Below are 25,847 nucleotides of genomic sequence, written 5' to 3'. Positions count from 1 at the left end.
TGCGCCGTATCATGGAACGCATGTCCGCAGCTCAAATTCCTGCCTTCCATTTGCGGTCGCGCGATGGCTCCACCGAAGAGAGCATGGTGCTGGCCGGCATCTGGCGCCGTGCGTGGATTTCCGCCAACCGGGGCGCCGCCACCATCGAGCCGATCGGCCACTGGCTGCAGCGCGTGCGAACCGAATTCGTGCCACCGGCCGAAGTCGTTCTGGCCGAACGCGATGGACAGGTGCTTGCCTTCATGGTGCTGCTGGAGCGGCGCGAGTACGTGGCTCAGCTCTTTGTCGAGCCGCACCTGCGCAACCAGGGACTGGGCAAGGCGCTGCTCGACGAAGCCTGCGTTCGCATCCCTACCGGCTGGCGGCTGCATGTGGCCACCACCAACACCTCGGCGCAGCGCTTCTACGAACGCTATGGCCTGGAGCGCGGCACGGTCGACCGGCATCCGAGCAGCGGCCGCGAACGCATTGCCTACCACTGGTCACCTTCGCGCCCGCCGTGGCGCGTCGGCTGACACGGTGTGAAGACTCCTTGATTTTTTCTTCTCCATGCGCATCGACCACATCGCACTCTGGACCACCGACCTCGAGCGCTGCAAGCGCTTCTACATCGACTACTTCGGCGCCACGGCGGGCGCGGGCTATGTCAATCCGGCGAAGGGTTTCGCCTCGTGCTTCCTGAGCCTGGGCGACGGCGCGCGCATCGAGGCCATGACCACCAGCACGCTCTCGCCCGTCTCCATCGAAGCCGGCGCGCAGCGCATGGGCTGGACGCACCTGGCCATCAGCGTGGGTTCCGACGCCGCCGTCGACGAACTCACGCAACGGCTGAAGAACGACGGCTATCCGCTGCTCGATGGCCCGCGCCGCACCGGCGACGGCTACTACGAGAGCGTGGTGCTCGACCCCGACGGCAACCGCATCGAGATCACCGCATGAACAACACGAGGCCCGCACCATGAGTGCCTTCGTCCAGAGCCTGCACGAAATCTTCGAGCGCCTCGGCCGCATCGAAACCCGCCGCATGTTCGGCGGCCACGGCGTGTGGCACGAGGGCCGCATGATCGCGCTGGTGGCCCGCGACACGCTCTACCTGAAGGCCGACGCCGAAAGCGCCACGCACTTCGACCAGCAGAACCTGCCGCCCTTCACCTACGAGCGGCAGGGCAAGTCGATGCCGATGTCGTACCGGCAGGCGCCCGCCGACCTGTTCGAAGACCGCGAGGAAGCCGCGCTGTGGGGCCGCCGCGCGTACGAGGCCGCGCTGCGCTCGGGCCAGCCACCGAAGAACAAGACGCCGGCGGCCAAGAAAAAGGCGGCCAGCAAAACACCCGCAAAGAAAGCCGCAGTGAAGAAGACCAAGAAAGCAGTTCCCCGGTGAACAGCAACAACCCCGCGCCGCCCCCATTGCCCGAGCGCGAACAGATCGCACTGCTCGAACCCTTCGACGGCCTCGGCCTGAAGAACATCGTCGTCGTTGCCACATTGCAAGACGCCGAACGCGCCGCCGACACGCTGCTGGCCGCGCGCGTGGCCGGCTTCGACACCGAATCCAAGCCCACCTTCGCCAAGAACGAAGTCTCGGGCGGCCCGCACGTGGTGCAGTTCTCCACGCGCGACACGGCTTGGCTGTTCCAGTTGCATCGCACCGAATGCAACCCGCTGGTGGCCGAGCTGATCGCATCGACCGAGCTGCGCAAGGTCGGCTTCGGCCTCTCGGGCGACCTCACGCTGATCCGCAACAAGCTGCAGATCGAGCCGCAGGCGGTGTTCGACATCGACACCGAGTTCCGCCATCGCGGCTACCGCAAGTCGGTGGGCGTGAAGGCGGCGGTGGCGCTGGTGTTCAACCGCCGCTTCGTGAAGTCGCGCAAGGCGACGACCTCGAACTGGGCCAACAAGCAACTGACCGAAGCGCAGATCCGCTATGCGGCGAACGACGCCTACGCGTCGATCCGCGTCTTCGACGCGCTGTTCCCCGGCGCCTGAGCCGCCAGGCGGGATCAGTCCCGGCCCGCCTCCACGATGGCCTGCGCCAGCCGCCGCGGATTCGAGAAAAACATCTCGTGGCTGCCGGGGCATTCGACCAGCCTGAACAGCCCCAGCCGCTCCGACAGGCGCGGATGCCACGGCAGGCTGTGCGGCAGCGCGGTGTCCTGCTGGCAGTTGACGTAGGACTTGCCCAGTGCCAGCTCGGCCAGCGGCTTCTGCAGCTTGATCTTGTCGGTGAAGGTGCGGTACGGGTGCGGGTTCAGCTTCTCGTAGGCGGCCTGCGCGAGCGCGAGGTCGGCATCGTTGATGAAGGCTTCGCGCCAGATCTCGAAGGGCAGCGTCACCGCGTTGCCGTTGGCTGCGGCGATGGCATCGAACATCGTCACGTAGTGCGGCGGCACCATGTCGTTGAGCGATTCGCCGTCGAGCGGCACGAAGGCATTGATGTAGACCAGCCGCCGCAGCCGTTGCGCGATGCGGTCGGCCACGCCCGAGATCACCATGCCGCCATAGCTGTGGCCCACGAGGCGAACCTGCGTCAGGTCTTTCTCTTCGATGAAGCGCACGGCGGAGTCGATGGCATCGCTGAGGCCGGTGCGCGCGCGGTCGTCGCCGGCGCGGTTTCCCGCGAGCGTGGGGCAATGCACGGTGTGGCCGGCTTCGCGCAGGCCATCGGCCACGGCTTCGATCTCGGCGCCGGTGTGCCACGCGCCGTGGACGAGAACATAGGTGTCGGACATGGGTGTCTCCTTCTGGTGGGTGAAGGAGCACGACTGTAGAAAAACCAACGCAGTGCCGATGGCCGCTGCCTGCCAGCCCGATGGCCGATTCGCGCCCGCCTTTGCCTTCATTCAATAATTCAACGATACTTGAACAATGGAAGAAAACGACGTCGTTCGATCTTTGGCTGCCCTCGCACAGCCAATCCGCCTGCGGGTGTTTCGCGCGCTGGTGGTGGCCGGGCCCGAGGGCCTGACGCCGGGTGCACTGACCGAGGCGCTCGGCGTGCCGGCCACAGGCCTGTCTTTCCACCTCAAGGAATTGACGAATTCGGGGCTGATCTCGCAGGAGCGGCAGGGCCGCAACCTCGTCTACCGCGCGGCCTTCGAGCGCATGAACGCCCTGCTCGGCTACCTCACGGAAAACTGCTGCCAGGGCGAGCCCTGCCTTGCCGACGGCGCAGCAGGCTGCGGCTGCTGACCCCTTGTTGCGATCCCCGACATGCTGACTGCCGTCTTCATCTTCGTCTGCACGCTCGTGCTGGTCATCTGGCAGCCGCGCGGCCTGGGCATCGGCTGGAGCGCTTCGCTCGGCGCGCTGGTGGCGTTGGCCCTCGGCGTGGTCCACCTTGCGGACATACCCGTCGTCTGGGGCATCGTGTGGAACGCCACCGCCACCTTCGTCGCGGTGATCGTCATCAGCCTGCTGCTCGACGAGGCCGGCTTCTTCGAGTGGGCCGCTCTGCACGTGGCGCGCTGGGGCGGCGGGCGCGGCCGGCTGCTGTTCGCGTTCATCGTGCTGCTGGGCGCGGCGGTGTCGGCGCTCTTCGCCAACGACGGTGCCGCGCTGATCCTCACGCCCATCGTGATGGCGATGCTGCTCGCGCTCGGCTTCACGCCCGCCGCCACGCTGGCCTTCGTGATGGCGGCCGGCTTCATTGCCGACACGGCGAGCCTGCCGCTGGTGGTGTCGAACCTCGTGAACATCGTGTCGGCCGACTTCTTCAAGATCGGCTTTCGCGACTACGCGGCGGTCATGGTCCCTGTGAACATCGCATCGGTGCTCGCCAGCCTCGTGATGCTGATGCTTTATTTCCGCCGCGGCATTCCCGCGCGCTACGACGTGGCGCAACTCAAGGCGCCCGCCACCGCCGTGCGCGACCTCGCGACCTTTCGCGCGGGCTGGGTCGTGCTGGTGCTGCTGCTCGTCGGCTTCTTCGGGCTCGAACCGCTTGGCGTGCCCGTCAGCGCCGTGGCCGCCTTCGGTGCCGTGGTGCTGTTCGCGGTGGCGGCGCGCGGCCATGCGATCGACACGCGCAAGGTGCTGCGCGAGGCACCATGGCAGATCGTCGTCTTCTCGCTGGGCATGTACCTCGTGGTCTACGGGCTGCGCAATGCCGGGCTGACCGGCCACATCGCATCGCTGCTCGATGTGTTCGCCAGGGGCGGCGTGTGGACCGCCGCGCTGGGCACCGGGGTTCTCTCGGCCCTGCTCTCGTCCGTCATGAACAACATGCCGACCGTGCTCATCGGCGCGCTGTCCATCGACGCATCGGGCGCGAGCGGCGTGGTGAAAGAGGCCATGGTCTACGCCAACGTGATCGGCTGCGACCTGGGTCCGAAGATCACGCCCATCGGCAGCCTTGCCACGCTGCTGTGGCTCCACGTGCTCGCGAAGAAGGGCACCACCATCGGCTGGGGCTACTACTTCAAGGTCGGCTTCGTGCTGACGGTGCCGGTGCTGCTGGTCACGCTGGCGGCGCTGGCGCTGCGGCTGAGCATCGGCTGACACATCAACCCATCAAGGACTTCACGCCCATGAGCAACATCACGATCTATCACAACCCCGCCTGCGGCACGTCCAGGAACGTGCTCGCACTGATCCGCAACACGGGCGACGAGCCCGAGGTCATCGAGTACCTGAAGCACCCGCCCGACCGCGCCACATTGCAGCGCCTGATCGCCGCGATGGCGATGCCGGTGCGCGAGGTAATGCGCCGCAAGGGCACGCCTTATGACGAACTGGGCCTGGACGACCCGAAGTGGAGCGACGAACAGTTGATCGACTTCATGCTGCAGCACCCGATCCTCATCAACCGGCCCATCGTGGTGACGCCGATCGCCACGCGCCTGTGCCGGCCGTCCGAGGCGGTGCTCGACATCCTGCCGCACCCGCAGCGCGGCGCCTTCACGAAGGAAGACGGCGAGATGGTCATCGACGCAAAGGGCCAGCGTGTCGCCAAGCCCTGAACTGCCCAACCTCGATGCCGAAGCGTTCCGCAAGCCGGACCTGCAACGCCTGCTGCCCGCCAAGCGCGCCACCCACGCCCCGCGCATCCTGCTGCTCTACGGATCGCTGCGCGAGCGCTCCTACAGCCGCCTGCTGACCGAAGAGGCCGCGCGCCTGCTGCAGGCCATGGGGGCAGAGCCCCGCATCTACAACCCGCACGGCCTTCCGCTGCCCGATGGCGCACCCGACGACCATCCGAAGGTGCAGGAGCTGCGCGACCTTGCGCAATGGGCCGAAGGCATGGTGTGGACGTCGCCGGAACGCCACGGCGCGATGACCGGGATCATGAAGGCGCAGATCGACTGGATACCGCTGGCCATCGGCTCGGTGCGGCCCACGCAGGGCAAGACGCTCGCGGTCATGGAGGTGTCGGGCGGCTCGCAGTCCTTCAACGCGGTGAACCAGTTGCGCGTGCTCGGGCGCTGGATGCGCATGCTCACCATCCCCAACCAGTCGTCGGTGGCCAAGGCCTTTCTCGAATTCGATGATGACGGCCGCATGAAGCCTTCGCCGTACTACGAGCGCGTGGTCGACGTGATGGAAGAGCTGGTCAAGTTCACGCTGCTCACGCGCGATTGCGCGGACCATCTGGTCGACCGCTACAGCGAACGGCGCGAGAGCGCGCAAGAACTGTCGAAGCGGGTCAACCTGCGCAGCATCTGAGCGCAAGGCTGCTCGACGTCAGCGGCGGCGGCGCAATTCGCCGGGCGTGCCGCCCAAATGCCGGCGGCACTGGCGAACGAAGTGCGATGCGTCGGCCAGCCCGACGCGAAACCCGATCTCCGCGATGCTCAGGCGGTCGAAGCGCGCATCGCCCAGCATGCGCCGCGCCACCTGCATGCGAAAGCCGGCCAGCGCGGTCGCGAAGGTGGTGCCGCCCTCGCCCAGGCAGCGGTGCAGGCTGCGCTCCGAAATGCCCAGCCCGCGCGCCACGCCGGCGGCCGTGAGGCCGGGCTCTGCGTGGCGCTCGCGCGTGGCTTCCAGCACGCGCTGCCGCAAGACGGCACGCCCCGCATCCGGCACCTGCGCGGGGCCATGCCCCACGGCCAGTGCCAGCAGGCCGCCGAGCTGGTCGCCCAGCAGTTCGGCCGGCAGCGGCGGGTTCGCAGCCAGCGCCGGCGTCAACTGGCGCACGAAGCTGCTGAGCACGCCGCCCCAGCCCGCCTGCCCATCGATGCGGCGCGCCACCTGGTCGCCGGCGTCGGGCAGCCATGCATCGACCCAGGCGGTCGGCAGTTCGAGCGAGATGGTGTCGGCCGACTGCAGCAGATGAAATTCATAAAGACGGCGCGAATCGACCAGCACCGCGTCGCCCGGCAGCAGGCGCGCGGCGCGGCCGTCCTGCACGGCGACCCAGGCCGAATCGGTCTTGCACAGCAGGTAGAAGTAGTTGTGGCGGCTGTGGGCGATGGCCCGGCGCGTGCGATAGACGTCCTGCGCGCTGCCGCGCACCTGGTTGACGACGATGGGGCCGAGCGGCGCCGACAACAGCGTCGCGCCGAAATCCCCTGCTGCCGGGCTGGTCACGTCCATCTCCAGGAAGCCTTCGCAGACCGCGCCCACCCAGTAGTCCAGCCGCTGCGCAGGCGGCACGTTGTCGGTCGACCAGGTGTGGATCGCTGAAGAGGCAGGGGCGGAGGCGATGGCGCTCATGCCGCGAACATAGCCAGCCCGGGCTCATTTGCCAAGCGGGTATAGACGCTCTCCGACGCCGCCCCCAGACGCCCCCCGGCACAATGACCGCCATCTCCAACCGTCTCCAACCGCACACGAAAGTAGGGCCATGAGCAACAAAAGCGATTTCGGACTGATCGGCCTGGCCGTGATGGGCCAAAACCTCGTGCTGAACGTGGAAAGCCGCGGCTTCCAGGTCAGCGTGTACAACCGCACCGAAGCCACCACCGAGGCCTTCGTGGCCGCCAACCCCGGCAAGAAGCTGGTCGGCGCCAAGACGCTCGAAGAGTTCGTTCAAAGCCTGGCCAAGCCCCGCAAGATCCAGATCATGGTCAAGGCCGGCGCACCGGTCGACCAGGTGATCGAGCAGCTCATCCCGCTGCTCGACAAGGACGACATCGTCATCGACGGCGGCAACAGCCTCTACACCGACACCGAGCGCCGCGACGCCTACCTGTCGAGCAAGGGCCTGCGCTTCATCGGCGCGGGCGTCTCGGGCGGCGAGGAAGGCGCGCGCAAGGGCCCGTCGATCATGCCGGGCGGCCCGCTGTCCACCTGGGAAGTGATGAAGCCCATCTTCGAGAGCATCGCGGCCAAGGTCGACGGCGAGCCCTGCGTCATTCACATCGGCCCCGGCGGCGCGGGCCACTACGTGAAGATGGTGCACAACGGCATCGAGTACGGCGACATGCAGCTCATCTGCGAGGCCTACAGCCTGTTCAAGGCGGCCGGCTTCAGCACCGACGAAATGGCCGCGATCTTCAACGAATGGAACGACGGCGAACTGCAGAGCTACCTGATCCAGATCACCGCCAAGGCGCTGGAGCAGAAAGACCCGGAAACGGGCAAGCCGATCGTCGACCTGATCCTCGACAAGGCCGGCCAGAAGGGCACGGGCCAGTGGACGCTGATCAACGCGGCCGAGAACGCGGTGGTCATCAGCACCATCAACGCCGCCGTCGAGGCGCGCGTGCTGTCGTCGCAGAAGAAGCAGCGCGTGGTGGCCAGCAAGCTGCTGCAGGGGCCGAAGATCGAACTGTCGCTGGAGAAGAAGGCGCTGGTGGCCAAGGTGCACGACGCGCTCTATGCCTCCAAGGTCATCAGCTACACGCAGGGCTTCGACCTCATCAAGACGATGGGCGACAAGAAGGACTGGAAGCTCGACCTGGGCGGCATCGCGTCGATCTGGCGCGGCGGCTGCATCATCCGCGCGCGCTTTTTGAACCGCATCACCGACGCCTTCCGCACCGATCCGGCGCTGGGCAACCTGATGCTCGATCCGTTCTTCAAGGACCTGCTCAACCGCACGCAGCAAAGCTGGCGCGAAGTGGTGGCGCTGGCGGTGAGCAACGGCATTCCGGTGCCGGCCTTCAGCGCGTCGCTGGCCTACTACGACAGCTACCGCACGGAGCGCCTGCCGGCCAACCTGCTGCAGGCGCAGCGCGACTTCTTCGGCGCCCATACGTACGAGCGCATCGACAAGCCCGAAGGCCAGTTCTTCCACACGGACTGGCCCGAAGTCATCGGCTGATGCCGCCATGCCGACCCTCGACTATCCCAGCCATCTGGTCGAGGACTGGCAACTGAGCGACGGCACGTCGGTGCGCATCCGTCCGATCCGCGCAGAAGACTTCGACATGCACTCCGCCTTCGTGGCGGGGCTGTCGAACGAAACGGGTTTCCATCGCCTGCTGTCGCCGCGCAAGCCGCAGCCCGACGAACTCTGGCGCATGACCCACATCGACTACGACCGAGAACTGGCGCTCATCGCGACCACCGAAGTCGATGGCACCGAGCAGCAGATGGGCGTGGTTCGCTATGTACGCGGCGACACACCCGAAACCGCGGCCACGGCCGAGTTCGCGGTCGTGATCGCCGACGCGTGGCAGCACCACGGCGTCGCAGCCAAGCTCATGCGCAAGCTGATCGATGCAGCCGCCGAGGCTGGCGTGAAGCAACTGTCGGACATCACGCTCTACGACAACATGGGCATGTTGGCGCTGGCACGCAAACTGGGCTTCAAGTTGCAACGCGATCCGGGTAATCCGAACGTCACTCGGCTGCTACTGGCATTGGGCGAACGCTGAGTTGCGCTGTCAGTCGCTGGAAACTGGCGCTGCTGTTCAGGGCGGCACTCACGCCGACACGGTGCTCTTTTTCGCGAATGTCCCCCGCTTCGCTCCTCCTTTATTTCGCGAAAAAGAGCCCCGTATCGACGTGAGCGCTCAGAGCAGTCGTTGATCGGCCGCAAACGCAGAGCGTGTCCATGTGCGAATGACACCAGGTGCTCCCCGCAGCGAAATAAAGGAGGAGCGAAGCGGGGGACATTCGCGGAGGGGAGCTCCTGGTGTCATTCGCACTCGCCCCGAATGAACCCGAACCCGCACCCGAACCCGCACCCGAACCCGAAGGCGCCCCGACACCCCCACCACTACCAGCCCAACGCTGTCCACATGCACTCTTTTGGTAAAGCGCCACGCCCTAAAAAGCAGCACCAGCAAACTTAAATCTACTTCCTTATGATGCGAAACCTTTTTCCGTCGGAAGCAGAGAGCCCTGTCCATGGTCCAGCTCGCATTGCGTCGCCCGTACACATTCATCGTCATGGCGATGCTGATCGTGCTGGCCACGCCATTTGTCCTGGCGCGCATGGCCACCGACATCTTTCCGGAAATCAACATCCCGGTGGTCAGCGTCATCTGGAGCTACACCGGCCTGCCGGCGCAGGAAATGGGGCAGCGCATCTCCGGCCAGGTCGAACGCGGACTGACCACGACCGTGAGCGACATCGAGCACATCGAATCGCAGTCGCTGGCGGGCGTGTCGATCATCAAGGTGTTCTTCCAGCCGACCGCCAACATCGAAATGGCCATCTCGCAAGTGGTGGCCTCGATGCAGGCGCAGGTACGGCAACTGCCGCCGGGCATCACGCCGCCGCTGGTCATCAAGTATTCGGCCTCCAGCGTGCCGGTGATCCAACTGGCGCTGTCCAGCCCCACGCGCTCTGAAAATTCGCTGTTCGATTCCACCGTCAACCAGCTTCGGCCGCAGCTCATCACGGTGCCGGGTGCGGCCATTCCGTTTCCGTACGGCGGCAAGAACCGGCTGATTTCGGTCGACCTCGACACCCAGGCGCTGCAGGCGCGCGGCCTTTCGCCGGCCGACGTGGTGAACGCGGTGAACACGCAAAACCTGATTCTTCCCTCGGGCACCGCCAAGTTCGGCGCCACCGAATACAACGTGAAGATGAACGGCTCGCCCGACGCCATCGCGGGCCTGAACGACCTGCCGGTGCGCACCGTGAACGGCGCCACCACCTACCTGCGCGACGTGGCCTACGTGCGCGACGGCTTCTCGCCGCAGACCAACGTGGTGCGCCAGGACGGCGTGCGCGGCGTGCTGCTGTCGGTGCTGAAGAACGGCGGCGCGTCCACGCTGGACATCGTGTCGAACATCCGCGCCATGCTGCCCATCGCGGCGCAGACGATGCCGGAAGACATCAAGATCACGCCGCTGTTCGACCAGTCGGTGTTCGTGAAGGCGGCGGTGAAGGGCGTGGTGTTCGAAGCCATCCTGGCCGCCGCGCTCACGGCGGCGATGGTGCTGCTGTTCCTGGGCAACTGGCGCAGCACGCTCATCATCGGGCTGACGATTCCGCTGTCGATCCTGGCCTCGATCCTGGTGCTGTATTCGCTGGGCGAAACGCTCAACCTCATGACCTTGGGCGGGCTGGCGCTGTCGGTGGGCATATTGGTCGACCAGGCGATCGTGACCATCGAGAACATCGAGCGGCACCTGCACATGGGCACGCCGCTGAAGGAGGCCATCGAGGTCGGCGCGGGCGAGATCGGCTCGGCGGCTTTTGTCTCCACGCTGTGCATCTGCATCGTGTTCGTGCCGATGTTCTTTCTCTCGGGCGTGGCGCGCTTTCTGTTCGTGCCGCTGGCCGAGGCTGTGGTGTTCGCCATGCTGGCTTCTTACCTGCTCTCTCGTACGCTGGTGCCGACGCTGGTGATGCTGCTGATGGGCGGCTCGCACGGCGAACACGCACCGGCCGAAGGCGCGAAGCAGAGCGCGCTGCAGCGCCTGTACCGCGCCTTCGATCGCCGCTTCGAGCGCGTGCGCCGCGCCTACACGCTGGTGCTGTCGGCGGTGCTGTCCAAGCGCGCCGGCTTCATCGGCCTGTTCCTCGGCTTCTGCCTGCTGTCTTGCCTGCTCTACCCGGCGCTGGGCCGCGACTTCTTCCCGACTGTCGATGCCGGCCAGATCCGCCTGCACCTGCGCGCGCCCACCGGCACCCGCATCGAGGAAACCGCGCGCCTGACCGACCAGGTCGAGGCCGCCATCCGCGAGCTGGTGCCGCCCGATCAGCTCGAGACCATCCTGGACAACCTGGGCGTGCCCAACAGCGGCATCAACCTGTCGTACAGCAATGCCGGCACCATCGGCACCTTCGACGGCGAGCTGCTGCTGTCGCTCAAAGAAGGCCACAAGCCGACCGAGCAGCATGTGTCGCTGCTGCGGGCCGAGTTGCCCAAGCGCTTTCCGGGCATCGAGTTCTTCTTCCAGCCCGCGGACATCGTCACGCAGATCCTGAACTTCGGCCTGCCCGCGGCCATCGACGTGCAGTTCAGCGGCAACGACATGGCCGGCAACGCGCTGCGCGCGGCCGAACTGACCAAGGCGATCCGGCAGATTCCCGGCGCGGTCGATGCCCACGTGCACCAGCGGCTGGACGGCCCCTCGCTGAGCCTGCAGATGGACCGCACGCGGCTTCAGCAGTACGGCCTGACCGCCGCCAACGTGGGGCAGAACGTGCTCATTGCGCTGTCGGGCAGCTCGCAGACGGCGCCCGCCTTCTGGCTGAACCCGGCGAACGGCGTGGTCTACAGCATCGCGGTGCAGACGCCGCAGTACACCGTCGATTCGCTCGACTCGCTGCTCAACATTCCGGTGGGCGCGGGCATCGGCGCGGGCGGGGCCGGCTCGCAGCAATTGCTGGGCAACCTCGTGAGCACGCAGGCCGACCGGCAGCCGGCCGTGATGTCGCGCTACAACATCGCGCCGGTGATCGACGTGTACGTGAGCGTGCAGGGCACCGACCTGGCCAGCGTGGCATCGAAGGTGCAGAAGCTGGTCGACGAGATGCGCCCCACGCTCTCGCGCGGCAGCCGGGTCGAGATTCGCGGGCAGGTGCAGACCATGCAGTCGTCGTTCATCGGCCTGGGCGTGGGCCTGGCGATGGCGATCGTGCTGGTGTACCTGCTGATCGTGGTCACCTTCCAGTCGTGGCTGGACGCGGCCATCATCATCACCGCCCTGCCGGCCGCGTTGGCGGGCATCGCGTGGATGCTCTTCATCACCGGCACCACGCTGAGCGTGCCCGCGCTCACGGGCGCGATCATGACCATGGGCGTGGCCACGGCCAATTCGATCCTGCTGGTGTCGTTCGCGCGCGAACGGCTGCAGGCGGGCATTCCGCCGCTGTCGGCCGCGCTGGAAGCCGGCGCCACCCGCATCCGCCCAGTGCTGATGACGGCGCTGGCCATGATCATCGGCATGATCCCGATGGCACTGGGCCTGGGCGAAGGCGCCGAGCAGAACGCGCCGCTGGGCCGCGCCGTGATCGGCGGGCTGATCTTCGCCACGGTGTCGACATTGTTTTTCGTGCCCGCCGTGTTCGCGGGGGTGCACAGTCGGCTTGCGCATCGCCGGGCGGCACGCGAAGCCTCGCAGCCTCCCCAACCGCCAGCGGGCGCAACGCCCCAGGAGAACTGATTCCATGACGGAGCAACGCCACTCGGCATTGGCCATCCACCCCATCGCTGTAGAAGAAGGCGAAGGCGAGTTGCTGCGCCGCCGGCAGATCGTGCGGCGCACGCGCTGGCTGGTGCTGATCGTCCTCGTGCTGCTGGCGCTGGGCGCGGCGCGCACGGTGGTCGTGCGCATCGCCAACGCGCGCGCACTCGAAACCGGCACCGCCGAGCGCGCCAAGCAATATGTGCAGACCGCCCTGCCCCGCACGCCCACCGCCGGCCAGACGCTTGCGCTGCCGGGCACGCTGCAAGGCTTCGTGCAGTCGCCGATCTCGGCGCGCGCCAGCGGCTACCTCAAGCGCTGGACCAAGGACATCGGCAGCCGCGTCGAAAAGGGCGAGCTGCTGGCCGAGATCGAGACGCCGGAAATCGACCAGCAGCTTTCGCAGGCCGTGGCCGCACGCGCGCAGGCCGCATCGGGACTGCAGCTCGCGCAGAGCACGGCCGAGCGCTGGGAAGCGCTGCGCAAGAAGGACGTGGTCTCGCAGCAAGACCTCGACGAGCGCCGCAGCGCCGTCGCGCAAGCCACCTCGAACGTGGCGGCGGCCGATGCCAATGTGCAGCGGCTCAAGCAGACCGAAGGCTTCAAGCGCGTGGTCGCACCGTTTGCGGGCGTCATCACGCGGCGCAATGTCGACGTGGGCGACCTGATCGATGCGGGCGCGGGCGGTGGTGCCGGGCGGGCGCTGTTCCTGCTGGCGCAGACCGATCCGCTGCGCGTGTACATCAACGTGCCGCAGGCTTACGCGCAACTCGTCAAGCCGGGCCAGCCGGTGGTCGTGACGCAGGCCGAACTGCGCGGCCAGAACTTCAAGGGCCAGGTGGCGCGCACCGCCGGATCGATCGACACGACCACGCGGATGATGCAGGTCGAGGTCTCATTACCCAACAGCGACGGCGCGCTGCTGCCGGGTGCCTATGTGCAGGTGTCGCTGCCGCTGGCGGCGAGCCGCTCGCTCACGGTGCCATCGAATGCGCTGCTGTTCCGTGCCGAGGGCACGCGCATCGCGGTGGTCGATGCGCAGGGCCGCGTCGGCCTGCGCGCCGTGACGCTTGGCCGCAACTATGGCGAGAACGTCGAGGTGATCGATGGGCTCGACGGCAAGGACCGCATGGTGCTGAACCCCTCCGACTCGCTGGCCGAAGGCGACGTGGTGGCGGTCGCACCCGAAGCGCCCGCACCGGCGGCTGCCCCGAAGGCGCCCACGCCCAAGGCCCCCGCGTGACACCGCGCCTGCTCGCCACGGCGCTCGCCGCCCTACTCGCGGCAGGCTGCGCGGTCGGCCCCGACTACAAGACGCCGGCCACCCCGCTGCCCGTCAGCTGGAAGCTGGAAGAACCCTGGCGCGTGAGCGCGCCGAACGACAGCGCCGACAAGGGCCCCTGGTGGAAGCGCTTCGGCGATACACAGCTCGACACGCTGCAAGAGCAGGCGCTGGCCGGCAGCCCCACGCTGGCGATCGCCAATGCGCGGCTGGCGCAGGCACGCGCCACGCTCGCGGGCAGTGCGGCCAGCCAGTACCCGCAGCTTGGCCTTGGCACACGCGCCTCGCGGCTCAAGATTTCCGCCAACCGGCCGCTGACCAGCTATGCAACCGCCAACTCGTCGACCGTGCAGAACGACTTTGCGCTGTCGCTCAACGCGAGCTACGAGGTGGACCTGGCCGGGCGCGTGCAGCGCACGGTCGAAGGCGCGACGGCGTCGGCCGAGCAATCGGCGGCCGACCTGGAAAACACGCGCCTGCTGCTGGGCGCCGATGTCGCCAGCAACTACTTCAACCTGCGCTCGACCGACATCGAACTCGACGTGGTCGCGCGCTCCATCGGCCTGCAGCGCCGCGCGCTGGAACTGGTCACCGCGCGCCATGACCTGGGCGCCGTGTCGGGGCTCGATGTGGCGCAACAGCAGGCGCTGCTCGAAACCACGCTGACGCAGGTCGATGTGCTGAAGAAGCAGCGCGCGCAGTACGAGCATGCGCTCGCCACCCTCACCGGCACGCCGGCGCCGAGCTTCGCGCTGGCGGTCGATCTGCGCGAGATCAGGCCGCCGGCGGTGCCGCTGGGCGTGCCTTCCGAGATCCTGCAGCGCCGGCCCGACGTGGCCGCCGCCGAGCGCGCGATGGCCGCCGCCAATGCGCAGATCGGCGTGGCCACCGCGGCCTTCTATCCGAGCTTCATGATCTCGCCGACCGTCGGCGTGGACAGCCGGCTGATCGAGAGCCTGTTCAACGGCCCCAGCCTGCTGTGGTCGGTCGGCGTGTCGGCCACGCAGGTGCTGTTCGACGGCGGCCGCGTGCGCGCGAACGTCGACTTTGCGAAGGCCGGCTACGACGTCACCGTGGGCAACTACCGCCGCACGGTGCTGACGGCGATGCAGGAAGTGGAGGACGGCATCACGGGGCTGTCGGCGCTCGACAGTGCCAATACGCAGGCTCAGTCGGCCGTGGCTGCTGCGCGCCGTGTGCTCGACATGGCGACCAGCCGCTACGAAGGCGGTGCCTCGACGTATCTCGACGTGATCACCGCGCAGCAGTCATTGCTGACGGTGGAGCGACAGGCCGCGCAACTGCAGGGGCAACGCCTGCTGACCTCGGTGTTTCTCGTGAAGGCGCTCGGCGGCGACTGGTGCGGCACGGGCGCGGCTGGTGCAGCCGCAAAGCTCTCCACATCCTGCCCCTCCGCCGCGACCGACCGGACTGCAAAGGCGGGTTGAACCAGTCCGGATCAACCGCCACGGGGATCATGAGGAAGATATCTCGAACATCCGCGTGAAGTCGCAGCACTCCTGGGAGAGCATGACGATCGACGAGATCAGCGTGCTGCGCTGGTCACCCTTGTACATGGCGACGTACTTCATGACCGGCGGCGCCGGCGTGCACGGCACGACCATCAGCGCGCCCCTGGCCACCATGGGCGCAAGGCACTTCTCCGGCATGCAGCCGATGCCCAGGCCCGAGGCAGTGAGCCCCATCATCGCCACGAGGTTGTTGACGATGATCACGTCGGACGGCTGCACGCCCTGCGACTTCATCCAGCTGTTGTGCGCCATGCCGGCGCCCGACTTGCTTCCCTGAAGCAGCAGCCGGCGCGACGCCAGCTCGTGCAGCCTGAAGATCTTGCCCGGCTCGACGAAGCCCGGCTTGCACATCCACACGCTGGAGAACTCGCCGACCACATGGCTCGGCAGATGCGCTTGTGCGAACACATCCGGCACCAGCACCAGGTCGAGCTCGTCCGCCAGCAGCTTTTCCCGCAGGTTGCCGCTCGCGTCCACGTCGGGCTCGATCGTGACCTTGGGGTAGTAGCGCTGGATGGCCTCGACCAGCCTGTGCAACCACGTCATCGCGGTGAACTCGGTCACGCCGATACGCACGCGGCGCTCGATGACTTCCGGCTTGCCGATCTGGTCGATGGCGGCGTCCCTGTGTTCGAGCAGCTTCCTGGCCAGCACGAACATCTCTTCGCCCTTTTCCGTCAGGCGGGCCGTGCGCTGGGACCGGTCGAACAGTTCCAGGTCGAAGCCGGCTTCCAGTTCATGCACGCGCTTGGAGACGGCGGATGTGGAGGTGTGGAGCTTCTGTGCAGCCTGGGAGAAGCCTCCGAGCTGCACGACCCAATAGAGGGCCTCCAATTGCTTGAACGTCATCATGGTCAGGAAAAACCCTTGTTGGTTTCCTTTTTCTCCACCGATTCCTCCGGAATTTTTCGCTTTTTGAAATTTTAGGCAACTTTCACAATCGCGTCATCGAATGGATGTTGAGGCGTTTTGTCATGGTTGCTTCCAGTTTTGCAGTTCACCCGACGCCGGCCGTCGCACCGCAGGAGGTGCTGGCCGCCTTCCGGGAAGTGGCCACCCCGCACATCAGCGACAACCTGCAGCGGCTGAGCGGCATCGTCGGCCTGCAGCGATTCCACCGGCAGCGCAAGCTGGTGGGAACGGCGATCACGGTCAAGACCCGTCCCGGCGACAACCTGCTGATCTACAAGGCGCTGATGGATGCCTCTGCCGGCCATGTGCTGGTGGTCGACGGCGGTGGCGACACCACCAACGCACTGGTGGGCGAACTCATCATGCTTTATGCACAGCAGCGCGGCTGCACCGGCATCGTCATCGACGGTGCGATTCGCGATTCGGCGGCCTTTCGCGAGGCCGACTTTCCCTGCTATGCGCGTGCCGCCATTCATCGCGGGCCCTACAAGAACGGACCCGGCGCGGTCAACGTGCCCGTCTGCGTGGGTGGGCAGATCGTGCAGCCCGGCGACATCGTGGTCGGCGACGACGACGGCATCGTGAGCTTTCCGCTCTCCGAGGCACCACGGCTGCTCGACGCCATCGAGCAGACCGCCCGGTTCGAGGCCGCCATCAAGGCCGAGATCGCGAACGGAAAGGCCGGGCAGTCCTGGCTCACCAAGGCCTTTGCGCCGCACGGCCTCTGAACCCGTGAAGCGCACGGCCTCATTCCCATCGACTTGCCTGGAGACAACTCAGTGAGCATCCTGTTGGCCCAACGCCTCGGCGGCGTCAAACCCTCGCCCAGCATGGCGGCGAAGACACGCGTCGACGCCATGCGCGCGGCCGGCCGCCGCATCGTCGACTTCACCATCGGCGAACCCGACTTCCCGACGCCGCGCCACATCGTCGAAGGCGCGGTGGCCGCCCTCATGGCCGGACACACCCGCTACACGGCCTCCAACGGCACGCCGGCCCTGCGGCAGGCCATCGCCGACAAGCTGCAGCGCGAGAACGCACTGTCGTACAGGCCCGAGAACATCGCGGTGGGCAACGGTGCGAAGCACATCATCTACAACGCCTTCGCCGCCACGCTGAACGAAGGCGACGAAGTGATCGTGCCCGCGCCGTACTGGGTGTCCTATCCGGACATGGTGGCGCTGCATGGCGGCACACCGGTCGTGGTGCCGAGCCTGGCCGGCGAGGGCTTCAAGCTGACGCCCCCGGCCCTCGAGGCGGCCATCACGTCCCGCACGCGGTGGCTGGTGCTCAACACGCCCAACAACCCCACAGGCGCGGTCTACACCCGCGCCGAACTGGCCGCGCTCGGCGAGGTGCTGAAGCGGCATCCGCAGGTCTGGCTGATGACCGACGAGATCTACGAGCACTTCGTCTATGACGGCGCCGAGCACCTTTCTCCATTGAACGTGACGCCCGAGTTGGCCGAGCGCACCCTGGTAATCAACGGCGTCTCCAAGGCCTATGCCATGACGGGCTGGCGCATCGGCTACGGCGCGGGGCCGGCGGCGCTGATCAGGGCCATCACCATGCTGCTCTCCCAGAGCACCTCGTGCCCCAGTTCCGTGAGCCAGGCGGCCGCCGTGGTTGCGCTCGACGGGCCGCAGCAAAGCGTGGCCGAGGCCGCGGCCCTGTTCGGGCAGCGCAGAGACCGCATGGTGCGGATGCTGCAGGCGCTGCCGGGATTCGAGTGCGCCCCGCCGGACGGTGCGTTCTATGTGTTCCCCAGCGTGGCCGGATTGATCGGGCGGACCACGCCCGCGGGAAACGTTCTTTCTTCCGACATCGACGTCGTGCACTACCTGCTGGAGCACGCCGGCGTGGCCGCGATCGACGGCACCTCCTACGGCATGCCCAACCACTTGCGCATGTCCTTCGCCACGGGGGTCGACGTGATCGACCAGGGCGGGCAATTGCTGCAAGCCGCATTGCGCGAACTGTCCTGACGTTTCATCGTTCCGTACAACTTTTTCGGAGTAGTTCCATGAACAAGAGCGCATCGACCCGTATCGCCGGCGCCTGCCTGGCATTGCTGGCCAACCTGGCCTGCGCGGACCAGCTCGCCGACATCAAGGCCAAGGGTGTGTTCACCTGCGGCACCCTCGGGACGGCCGAGCCGTTCAGCTTTTCCAATGCCCAGACGCGCGAAGTGGAGGGCTACGACGTGGACTTCTGCAAGGCGCTGGCCACGTCGCTGGGTGTCAAGCTGGAGCTGAAGCTCATCTCGGTGGCTGCGCGCATCCCCGAGCTGCAGCAAGGCCGCGTCGACGCCGTGATTGCCAACCTGGGATGGAGCGCCGAGCGTGCCGAGCAGATTGCCTTCAGCGACCAGTACTTCGCAAGCGAGCAGAAGGTTGCCGCGCGCAAGGACAGCGGCTTCACGGCCCTCAAGGACCTGGCGGGCAAACGCGTCAGTGCGGTCAAGGGCTCCAGCTCCGAGATGCTGGTGCGCAAGGTGATTCCGGGTGCTGCGACCATCACTTTCCAGGACCCACCCAGCGCCTTCCTCGCAATGCAGCAAGGCAAGGTCGAGGGCCTGGCCGCCTCCGAACTCAATCTCGCGAAGTTTCGCCAGCAATCCGAGAGCACCGTGCCCATCGTCGTGCTCGAACCCTCCCTGGTGCTGGAGCCCTGGGGCATCGGCATGCGAAAGGAAGAAGCGGGCCTCATCAAGCATGTGAACACCACGCTGCAGGCGATGGAAAAGTCCGGCGAGGCGCAGCAGATCTTCAACCGGTGGCTGGGCGCGGGAACCTCCTACAAGATGCAGCGCGCCTTCAGGATCGAGCCGATCAAGGGTTGAGCACGGCAATGCAACGAGGCGCACGACGTGGGTAGCAAGATCGACTTTTCGGTACTGACGCGCGGCGAATATCCGCAATGGATATGGCATGGCGTGCTCACGATGTTCGAGCTCACGCTGGCCGCGTGGCTGTTCGCCCTCATCCTCGGCACGGCGCTGGCCGTGATACGCATGGCGGACAACCGCTTGGCAAAGGCCTTCGTCGCGAGCTATGTCGAGTACCACCAGAACGTGCCGATGCTGGTGCAGGTCTTCCTCTGGTACTTCGGCATGCCGGCGCTGCTGCCGCACGCGGCGCAGCAATGGCTCAATGCCCACGACAGCGAGTTCCTGCTGGCCCTGATCGCCATCGGCCTGTGCATGGCGGCCTATGTCTCCGAAGGGCTGCGCGCCGGCATCCGGTCGATTCCCAAGTCGCAGCTGGAAGCGGCGCGTGCCATCGGCCTGTCCTACCTGCAGGCGTCGCGCCTGGTGGTGTTGCCGCAGGCGCTGCGCATCGCGCTGCCTACCCTGGTGAGCCACACGGTGCTGCTGTTCAAGAACACCAGCCTGGCCATGACCATCGGTGTTGCGGAACTGACCTATGCCACGCGGGAAATCGAGAGCCAGTCGTTCAAGACGGTGGAGGTGTATCTGCTGTCGACGGTGATCTACCTGGGCGTGTCCCTGCTGATCATGACGGCGGGCGCCCGGCTGGAAAGCCGCTACCGCATCAGCGCGAGATAAGCCGTGGACAGCATCTTCTCCATCCTGCGCGAGTACGGCGTCCTGCTGCTGGTCGGCCAGTACCCGAACGGGCCGCTGGGCGGGCTGGCGATCACGCTGGTTCTCTCCGCGCTGGGCCTGCTGCTGGCTTTTCCCCTCGGCGTTGCGATTGCGCTGGCACGCATCAGCCCCTTCGGCTGGCTGCGCATGCCTGCCATGGCGGTGATCTACGTGGTGCGCGGCGTGCCGCTGCTCATGTTCATCTTCTGGGTCTATTTCTTCGTGCCCGTGCTGACCGGGCGCATGGTGAGCGGCTTCACGACCATGGTGATCACGCTGGTGATCTACCAGGCGGCCTACCTGGCGGAGATCGTGCGCGCCGGCATCGAGGGACTGCCGCGCGGGCAGACCGAAGCGGCGCGCGCCGTGGGGCTGAGCTACATCCAGACGATGACGAAGGTCGTGCTGCCGCAGGCGCTCTACAACATGGTGCCGGCGCTGGTCAGCCAGTTCGTCTCCACCATCAAGGAGACCTCGCTGGGCTACGTGATCAGCGTGAACGAAGTGACGTTCTCGGCCAACCAGATCAACAGCTCGCTCATGACGCAGCCGTTTCAGGTGTACTTCATTCTTGCGGCCGTCTACTTCTGCCTGTGCTTCTCGCTGACGCGGCTGGCACGCTTCCTGGAGCGCCGCATTGCCACACGGCGCGAAGGCACCCTCCGGCAGGCGACGGGTCTCGCGCCCGCTGCCGCCGGGCCCATCGCACCCGAGCAAGCCGCATGAACATGTCTTCGAACCCCACTCCCGCCCTCATCGCCTTCGATCTCGTGAACAAGTGGTATGGCGACTACCGCGCACTGAACGACATCAGCGCGGAGGTTCGCAAGGGCGAAGTCGTCGTGGTCTGCGGCCCTTCGGGCTCCGGCAAATCGACGCTGATACGCACCGTGAACCGCCTGGAGACCATACAGGGCGGCACCATCCGTTTCGACGGCCAGGACGTGAATGCGCCGTCGCTCGACATCAACAGGTTTCGCAGCCACGTGGGCTTCGTGTTCCAGAGCTTCAACCTGTTTCCGCATCTGTCGGTGGCCCAGAACATCATGTTGGGCCCCGTGAACGTTCGCAAGCAGAAGCGCGCACAGGCCAGGGCTCGCGCACTCGAATTGCTCGAGCGCGTGGGCCTGGCCTTCAAGGCGGACGCATTCCCGGGCCAGTTGTCGGGCGGCCAGCAGCAACGCGTGGCCATCGCCCGGGCCCTTGCGATGGATCCGCCGGCCATCCTCTTCGATGAGCCGACGAGCGCGCTCGACCCCGAGATGGTCGGCGAGGTGCTACAGGTGATGAAGTCGCTGGCACGCGACGGCATGACGATGATGTGCGTGACGCACGAGATGAACTTCGCGCGCGAGGTGGCAGACCGGGTCTGGTTCATGGACCAGGGTTGCCTGCTGGAGACCGGCACACCGACGAGCTTCTTCTCCAACCCTGGCACCGAGCGCGCACGCAAATTTCTGGCGGACCTGCGTTCGCATTAGGAGACAACATGAAAACCACCTCCGGATTCAATCGCAGGCAGGTCTGCGTGGCCCTTGCCAGCCTCGGCGCAGCGCATGCGAGCGTCCGCGCACAGACCGGCTACCCCACGCGCCCCATCACCCTGGTCGTGGGATGGCCGGCCGGCGGCCCGGCGGACAACGTGGCCAGGCCGATCGCCGCGCGGATGTCGGTGCTGCTCGGTCAGCAGTTCATCGTGGACAACCGGCCGGGTGCGGGCGGAAACATCGGCTCCGAGTTCGCCGCGAGGGCCAGGCCCGATGGCTACACCCTCATGCTCGCCACGGTTGCATCGCACGGGTGGAACTCGGCGCTGTACCCGAAGCTCGGCTACAGCCCCATGGAAGACTTCGCTCCCGTCGGCATGATCAGCACGTCGCCCGGGACTTTGCTGGTGCCCGCGGCGTCTGCGTTCCACACGGTGCGCGACCTCGTCCAGTTCGCGCGGGCGAACCCGGGCAAGCTGAACTACGGCTCGGCCGGCGTCGGCTCTTCGCAGCACATGGCCGCCGCCATGTTCAGGAAGCTCACCGGCGCCGATATGACGCACATACCGTTCAAGGGCACCGCCCCGGCGATGGTCGAACTGATCGCGGGCCGTGTGGACATGATCATCACCACCGGAGCGACGCCTTTCGTTCATTCGGGAAAGCTGCGTGCACTGGCCGTGGCGGCCCGGCAGCGTCTGCCTGCCCTGCCCGACGTACCCACCTTCGAGGAAGCGGGAGTGGCAGGCTTCTACACAGACAGCTGGTACGGGCTCGTCGCGCCCGCCAACACGCCGCGCCCCGCGCTGAACACGCTGAACGCCGCGCTGATCAAGACCATCGAGAGCCGGGAGATCCAGAAGCAGTTCGCCGACCAGGGCGCGCTTGCGGCCAGGCCGCTGTCGATCGACGAATACTGGCTGTTCGTCAGAAAACAGATGCCCGAGGCTGCGGAACTGGTTCGCAACTCGGGCGCCACGATGGAGTGAGCTTGCGCGCGCGACCGGCGGCCTGCGAGCGTCAAAACAGGTTGCCCTGCCCCACAGCGCCAGGTGGTCGGAACGCGGTGAGGTCGAGCGGAATTCGCTCGCGGTTGAAGCCCAGGCGATTCGTCGCCTTCTGGAAGCGCTGGTGGATCAGGTCGGCCCACAGGCCGCTGCCCTTCATGCGCGTGGCGAAGTCGGCGTCGTAGTCCTTGCCGCCGCGCATCTCGTGGATGCGCGCCATGATGCGGTCCGCGCGCTGCGGGTAGTGCAGCGCCAGCCACTCCTTGAACAGCGGCGCCACTTCCCACGGCAGCCGCACCACCGTGTAGAAGGCACGGCGCGCGCCGGCCTCCCACGCCGCTTCGAGCACATGCTCCATGTCTTCGGTGACGAAGGGAATCTGCGGCGCCACGCTCACGCCCACCGGCACGCCGGCCTCGGCCAGCGTGCGGATGGTGCGCAGTCGCCGATGCGGCGCGGCCGCGCGCGGCTCCAGCTTGCGGGCCAGCTCGCCGTCGAGCGTGGTGATCGTGATGTACACGGCGGCCAGATGCTCGGCCGCCATCGGCGCGATCAGGTCGAGGTCGCGCTCGATCGCGCTCGACTTGGTGACCAACGCAAAGGGATGCCGCACTTCTTTCAGCAGCTCGACGACCGAGCGCGTGAGCCGCAGTTCGCGCTCGATGGGCTGGTAGCAGTCGGTGGCAGTGCCGATGGCGATCTGGCTCGGCCGATAGTTCTTGCGCCCGAGTTCGGCGCGCAGCACCTCGACGATGTTGCGCTTGGCGATCAGCTTGGTCTCGAAGTCGAGCCCGGGCGAGAGGTTCAGGTAACTGTGCGTGGGGCGCGCAAAGCAGTAGATGCAACCGTGTTCGCAACCGCGATAAGGGTTGAGCGCGCGGTCGAAGTAGATGTCGGGCGAGTCGTTCTCGGTGAGCACCGACTTCACGTCCTCGAAGCGCACTTCGGTCGCAATCGGCATCAGCTCTTCGGCTTCGGCCACGCCTTCTTCGAGCGTGCCCCAGCCGTCGTCGAAGGCATTGCGCTCGTCCTTCGAGAAACGGTGCGCCAGCCGAGTGGCCGCACCACGGCCCTTGATGATGTGAATGGGAACCTGGGCAGCGGGCATGGCAAATCCTTTGGATGGAATTTACTGTTTATTCATACAGTATTCCACCGATTCACCAACACCACTGCGTTTTTACATTTCTCTATTGACAGAAATATAGGAAATCCTAAACTCGCGGCCATGGAACTCACCGACATTCAACGCAAGTTCGTCCTGCACTGGGGCGAAATGGGGTCCATGTGGGGCGTCAACCGTACCGTCTCGCAGATCCACGCCCTGCTCTTCGCCCACGGCAAGCCGATGCATGCCGAAGAGCTGTCCGACACGCTGGGCGTTGCGCGCTCCAACGTCAGCAACAGCCTGAAAGAGCTGCAGGCCTGGAACCTCGTGCGCATCACCCACATCATGGGCGACCGTCGCGACTATTTCGAGACCAGCGTCGACGTGTGGGAGCTGTTCCGCACGGTCGTGCGCGAGCGCAAGGAACGCGAGTTCGACCCCACGGTCCGCATGCTGCGCGAGCTGGTCACCAGCCCCGACTTCCAGAAGGAACCGGCCGACGCGCAGGACCGCATCCGCTCCACCATGGAACTCATGGACAAGCTCGCGACCTGGGCCGACGAGATGCTGCGGCTGTCGCCCGGCACGCTCGACAAGGTGCTGACGCTGGGTGCCAGCGTGCAGAAGTTCGTGCGCGGCGATGCGGCACCCACGGACAAGGGTGGCAAGGGCGAAGACCCGGACGCGCACCACGCCAGCCTGCCGATGATCTGAGTTCTCTTTTTTTGCCTATCAATTTCTGTTTCAACTGAAATATCGAGAACAAAGAACATCATGTCCAGCGCCGCCCTCACAACGTACCCGCTCACCGTCTACTTCGACGCGACCTGCCCGCTCTGCGTGGCCGAAATGGGTGCCATGAAGGCACGCGATGCGGCCGGCCGGCTCGATCTCATCGATTGCTCGCCCGCCGATTTCTCCGGGGGCCCGGCCTCGCGTGAAGCGCTGATGACGGCGATGCATGCAGTCGATGCCAGCGGCCGCGTGCTGTCCGGCGTCGGTGCCATTCGCGCCTGCCGCACAGCGGTGGGCCTGCCGGCCGGCGGCTTCCTGCTCGACCTGCCGCTCGTCGGCGCATTGGCCGACCGCGCCTATGCCGGGCTCGCGCGCAACCGCTACCGGTTGCCGCGCTGGCTCGTCGCACGGCTCGTGGGGCGTGGCGCCATCGCGCCGGCCACCTGCGCAGATGACAGCAACTGCCGCATCTGAAAAGCGAACGAACGAATCACGCTGTCACGCCCCCAGGGAATCACAAGAAACCAACGTCCGAAGGAGCCTCGATGCCCAACGTCTTCCAGCCCGACTTCCGCATGCCCGGCACGTCCGAAGCAGCACGGCCCGCGATGGCCTCGTCGGCCACTTCGTCGATCACACGCGAAGACACGCAGGACTACTTCACCGAGGTCGCCGTCGACTACAGCGCCTGGAGCCCGAGCTACAACATGCACTTCGGCTTCTGGCGCCTGGGCCTCAACCCGCTGCGGCGCGAAGGCATGCTGGTGGAGATGAACCGCATGGTCGGACGGGCGCTCAGGCTCGATGAACCGGCAAGCCATTCGCAGCGCCGATGCGTGCTCGACCTGGGCTGCGGCGCCGGCGCCACCGCGCGCACGCTGGTCGGCGACGACGCTTCGCTCTACGCGGTCACCGTGACCAACGTGCCGGTGCAGAACGGCATCGCCGCACGGCTCGACGCCAGGGCCGGCGTGGCCGATCGCGTCGCGCACATCGAGGCCGACTACACGCGCACCGGCCTGCCCGCCGCGCAGGCCGATGGCGCCTGGGCCCTCGAAAGCGCCTGCTACGCCGAGGGCACCGCCAAGGTCGACTTCGTGCGCGAGGCCGCGCGCCTGCTGAAGCCCGGCGCGCGGCTGGTGGTGATCGACGGTTTCCTGCTGCGCAAGAAGCCCGGCCGCGTCGCCGGCTGGCTGCATCGCCTGTGGGCCGACAGCTGGGCCGTGCCGACGCTGGCCGTGCGTGAAGACTTCACTGCAGCCTTGCGCAACAACGGCTTCGAGGACATCCAGTTCAAGTCGCTGCGCTGGCGCATCGCGCCCAGTGCGTTGCACATTCCCGTGCTGGCCACGCGCTTCACGTTGGCCGAACTCTGGAAGGCGCGCGGCCAGCTGAGCCCCTGGCGCCGCAAGCACATCGTGGCGAGTTACTGCGCGCTGGCGCTGGGCATGTTCTGGCGCGACTTCGACTACGGGATGGTGACTGCTACTCGCAGCGCGTGAGTCTTTGGTGCTGTCGTTCAAGGCTTGTGCGAATGACACCAGGTGCTCCCCTCCGCGAATGTCCCCCGCTTCGCTCCTCCTTTATTTCGCTGCGGGGAGCACCTGGTGTCATTCGCACATGGACGCGCTGCTGGCGTGCAGCCGATCAACAACCGCTCTGTCCAACGCTCGCGCCGATACGGGGCTCTTTTTCGCGAAATA

Annotated in this window: 27 protein-coding genes; 23 read left to right on the top strand and 4 right to left on the bottom strand. The window is 66.5% G+C overall.

What is annotated here, in order from left to right; all coding sequences use genetic code 11:
- Positions 1–20 precede the first annotated feature (20 nt).
- Genes ACSFB7_RS29790 through ACSFB7_RS29775 form a run of 4 tightly spaced genes read left to right on the top strand, consistent with a single transcriptional unit; the run spans position 21 to position 1,989 of the window.
- Positions 21–515 (top strand): GNAT family N-acetyltransferase, encoded by a 495-nt coding sequence (locus ACSFB7_RS29790; protein WP_435475928.1) that lies wholly within the window; start codon positions 21–23, stop codon positions 513–515.
- Positions 516–549: 34 nt separating this feature from the next.
- A complete protein-coding gene (locus ACSFB7_RS29785; protein ID WP_435475927.1) occupies positions 550–939 on the top strand; it encodes a VOC family protein in 390 nt (129 codons plus the stop codon).
- Positions 940–958: 19 nt separating this feature from the next.
- A complete protein-coding gene (locus tag ACSFB7_RS29780) occupies positions 959–1,381 on the top strand; it encodes a TfoX/Sxy family protein (RefSeq protein ID WP_435475926.1) in 423 nt (140 codons plus the stop codon).
- Complete coding sequence (locus ACSFB7_RS29775) at positions 1,378–1,989, top strand: 3'-5' exonuclease (RefSeq protein ID WP_435475925.1); 612 nt, start codon at positions 1,378–1,380, stop codon at positions 1,987–1,989. Before ACSFB7_RS29780 ends, ACSFB7_RS29775 begins: the two co-directional genes overlap by 4 nt.
- Before the next feature lie 14 nt (positions 1,990–2,003).
- Here ACSFB7_RS29775 and ACSFB7_RS29770 read toward each other — a convergent pair whose 3' ends face one another.
- Positions 2,004–2,732: an alpha/beta fold hydrolase gene (locus ACSFB7_RS29770; protein WP_435475924.1), complete on the bottom strand. Its 729-nt coding sequence runs from the start codon at positions 2,730–2,732 to the stop codon at positions 2,004–2,006.
- Positions 2,733–2,868: 136 nt separating this feature from the next.
- Between ACSFB7_RS29770 and ACSFB7_RS29765 the strand changes: the two genes are divergently transcribed.
- From ACSFB7_RS29765 to arsH, 4 genes are read left to right on the top strand one after another with little or no spacing between them, the layout of a single operon-like run.
- Positions 2,869–3,192, top strand: coding sequence for an ArsR/SmtB family transcription factor (locus tag ACSFB7_RS29765; protein WP_435475923.1), 324 nt, complete (start codon positions 2,869–2,871; stop codon positions 3,190–3,192).
- A gap of 21 nt (positions 3,193–3,213) precedes the next feature.
- Positions 3,214–4,500 carry an arsenic transporter gene (locus ACSFB7_RS29760; protein ID WP_435475922.1) on the top strand — a complete coding sequence of 429 codons (1,287 nt, stop codon included), beginning with the start codon at positions 3,214–3,216 and terminating at the stop codon, positions 4,498–4,500.
- Between the two features lie 29 nt (positions 4,501–4,529).
- The gene (gene arsC / locus ACSFB7_RS29755) at positions 4,530–4,961 is read left to right on the top strand and encodes an arsenate reductase (glutaredoxin) (protein ID WP_435475921.1); all 432 of its coding nucleotides are present in this window, start codon (positions 4,530–4,532) and stop codon (positions 4,959–4,961) included.
- On the top strand, positions 4,945–5,664 hold the full coding sequence (gene arsH, locus ACSFB7_RS29750) for an arsenical resistance protein ArsH (RefSeq protein ID WP_435475920.1): 720 nt from the start codon (positions 4,945–4,947) through the stop codon (positions 5,662–5,664). Before arsC ends, arsH begins: the two co-directional genes overlap by 17 nt.
- A gap of 18 nt (positions 5,665–5,682) precedes the next feature.
- Here the strand turns inward: arsH and ACSFB7_RS29745 are convergent, their stop codons facing one another.
- Complete coding sequence (locus ACSFB7_RS29745) at positions 5,683–6,654, bottom strand: AraC-like ligand-binding domain-containing protein (protein ID WP_435475919.1); 972 nt, start codon at positions 6,652–6,654, stop codon at positions 5,683–5,685.
- 130 nt (positions 6,655–6,784) lie between these two features.
- Between ACSFB7_RS29745 and gnd the strand changes: the two genes are divergently transcribed.
- The 5 genes from gnd to ACSFB7_RS29720 all read left to right on the top strand — a co-directional run bounded on the left by gnd (position 6,785) and on the right by ACSFB7_RS29720 (position 15,204).
- Positions 6,785–8,206 carry a decarboxylating NADP(+)-dependent phosphogluconate dehydrogenase gene (gnd, locus tag ACSFB7_RS29740; RefSeq protein ID WP_394476242.1) on the top strand — a complete coding sequence of 474 codons (1,422 nt, stop codon included), beginning with the start codon at positions 6,785–6,787 and terminating at the stop codon, positions 8,204–8,206.
- Between the two features lie 7 nt (positions 8,207–8,213).
- Positions 8,214–8,762, top strand: a complete 549-nt coding sequence (locus ACSFB7_RS29735) for a GNAT family N-acetyltransferase (RefSeq protein WP_435475918.1) — start codon at positions 8,214–8,216, stop codon at positions 8,760–8,762.
- 469 nt (positions 8,763–9,231) lie between these two features.
- Positions 9,232–12,453: an efflux RND transporter permease subunit gene (locus tag ACSFB7_RS29730; RefSeq protein WP_435475973.1), complete on the top strand. Its 3,222-nt coding sequence runs from the start codon at positions 9,232–9,234 to the stop codon at positions 12,451–12,453.
- 4 nt (positions 12,454–12,457) lie between these two features.
- Positions 12,458–13,717: an efflux RND transporter periplasmic adaptor subunit gene (locus ACSFB7_RS29725; protein ID WP_435475917.1), complete on the top strand. Its 1,260-nt coding sequence runs from the start codon at positions 12,458–12,460 to the stop codon at positions 13,715–13,717.
- Entirely contained in the window at positions 13,714–15,204 is a 1,491-nt protein-coding gene (locus ACSFB7_RS29720; protein ID WP_435475916.1) for an efflux transporter outer membrane subunit, read from the top strand. The genes ACSFB7_RS29725 and ACSFB7_RS29720 overlap by 4 nt, the downstream gene beginning before the upstream one ends.
- 27 nt (positions 15,205–15,231) lie before the next feature.
- Here the strand turns inward: ACSFB7_RS29720 and ACSFB7_RS29715 are convergent, their stop codons facing one another.
- Positions 15,232–16,137, bottom strand: coding sequence for a LysR family transcriptional regulator (locus tag ACSFB7_RS29715; RefSeq protein WP_435475972.1), 906 nt, complete (start codon positions 16,135–16,137; stop codon positions 15,232–15,234).
- Positions 16,138–16,262: 125 nt separating this feature from the next.
- On the opposite strand from ACSFB7_RS29715, the gene ACSFB7_RS29710 reads away from it, so the two are divergent.
- Genes ACSFB7_RS29710 through ACSFB7_RS29680 form a run of 7 tightly spaced genes read left to right on the top strand, consistent with a single transcriptional unit; the run spans position 16,263 to position 22,283 of the window.
- On the top strand, positions 16,263–16,928 hold the full coding sequence (locus tag ACSFB7_RS29710) for an RraA family protein (RefSeq protein WP_435475915.1): 666 nt from the start codon (positions 16,263–16,265) through the stop codon (positions 16,926–16,928).
- A 60-nt stretch (positions 16,929–16,988) separates the two neighbouring features.
- Positions 16,989–18,185: a pyridoxal phosphate-dependent aminotransferase gene (locus tag ACSFB7_RS29705; protein ID WP_435475971.1), complete on the top strand. Its 1,197-nt coding sequence runs from the start codon at positions 16,989–16,991 to the stop codon at positions 18,183–18,185.
- Between the two features lie 38 nt (positions 18,186–18,223).
- Complete coding sequence (locus ACSFB7_RS29700) at positions 18,224–19,042, top strand: ABC transporter substrate-binding protein (protein WP_435475914.1); 819 nt, start codon at positions 18,224–18,226, stop codon at positions 19,040–19,042.
- A gap of 27 nt (positions 19,043–19,069) precedes the next feature.
- Entirely contained in the window at positions 19,070–19,768 is a 699-nt protein-coding gene (locus ACSFB7_RS29695; RefSeq protein WP_435475913.1) for an amino acid ABC transporter permease, read from the top strand.
- Positions 19,769–19,780: 12 nt separating this feature from the next.
- Positions 19,781–20,533, top strand: a complete 753-nt coding sequence (locus ACSFB7_RS29690; protein ID WP_435475970.1) for an amino acid ABC transporter permease — start codon at positions 19,781–19,783, stop codon at positions 20,531–20,533.
- 2 nt (positions 20,534–20,535) lie between these two features.
- Positions 20,536–21,288 (top strand): amino acid ABC transporter ATP-binding protein, encoded by a 753-nt coding sequence (locus ACSFB7_RS29685; RefSeq protein ID WP_435475969.1) that lies wholly within the window; start codon positions 20,536–20,538, stop codon positions 21,286–21,288.
- 8 nt (positions 21,289–21,296) lie between these two features.
- Positions 21,297–22,283 carry a Bug family tripartite tricarboxylate transporter substrate binding protein gene (locus tag ACSFB7_RS29680; RefSeq protein WP_435475912.1) on the top strand — a complete coding sequence of 329 codons (987 nt, stop codon included), beginning with the start codon at positions 21,297–21,299 and terminating at the stop codon, positions 22,281–22,283.
- A 31-nt stretch (positions 22,284–22,314) separates the two neighbouring features.
- On the opposite strand, the gene ACSFB7_RS29675 is transcribed toward ACSFB7_RS29680, so the two are convergent.
- Positions 22,315–23,409, bottom strand: coding sequence for a PA0069 family radical SAM protein (locus ACSFB7_RS29675; RefSeq protein WP_435475911.1), 1,095 nt, complete (start codon positions 23,407–23,409; stop codon positions 22,315–22,317).
- A gap of 120 nt (positions 23,410–23,529) precedes the next feature.
- Here ACSFB7_RS29675 and ACSFB7_RS29670 point away from each other — a divergent pair, with 120 nt between their 5' ends.
- The 3 genes from ACSFB7_RS29670 to ACSFB7_RS29660 all read left to right on the top strand — a co-directional run bounded on the left by ACSFB7_RS29670 (position 23,530) and on the right by ACSFB7_RS29660 (position 25,646).
- Positions 23,530–24,123, top strand: coding sequence for a GbsR/MarR family transcriptional regulator (locus tag ACSFB7_RS29670; protein WP_435475910.1), 594 nt, complete (start codon positions 23,530–23,532; stop codon positions 24,121–24,123).
- Positions 24,124–24,183: 60 nt separating this feature from the next.
- Positions 24,184–24,618: a thiol-disulfide oxidoreductase DCC family protein gene (locus tag ACSFB7_RS29665; protein ID WP_435475909.1), complete on the top strand. Its 435-nt coding sequence runs from the start codon at positions 24,184–24,186 to the stop codon at positions 24,616–24,618.
- Between the two features lie 71 nt (positions 24,619–24,689).
- Positions 24,690–25,646 (top strand): SAM-dependent methyltransferase, encoded by a 957-nt coding sequence (locus tag ACSFB7_RS29660; RefSeq protein ID WP_435475908.1) that lies wholly within the window; start codon positions 24,690–24,692, stop codon positions 25,644–25,646.
- Positions 25,647–25,847 lie beyond the last annotated feature (201 nt).

It is taken from the genome of Variovorax raffinosi (assembly GCF_051216615.1).
GTDB lineage: Bacteria > Pseudomonadota > Gammaproteobacteria > Burkholderiales > Burkholderiaceae_C > Variovorax.
This window is presented reverse-complemented; position numbering and strand designations above follow the sequence as displayed.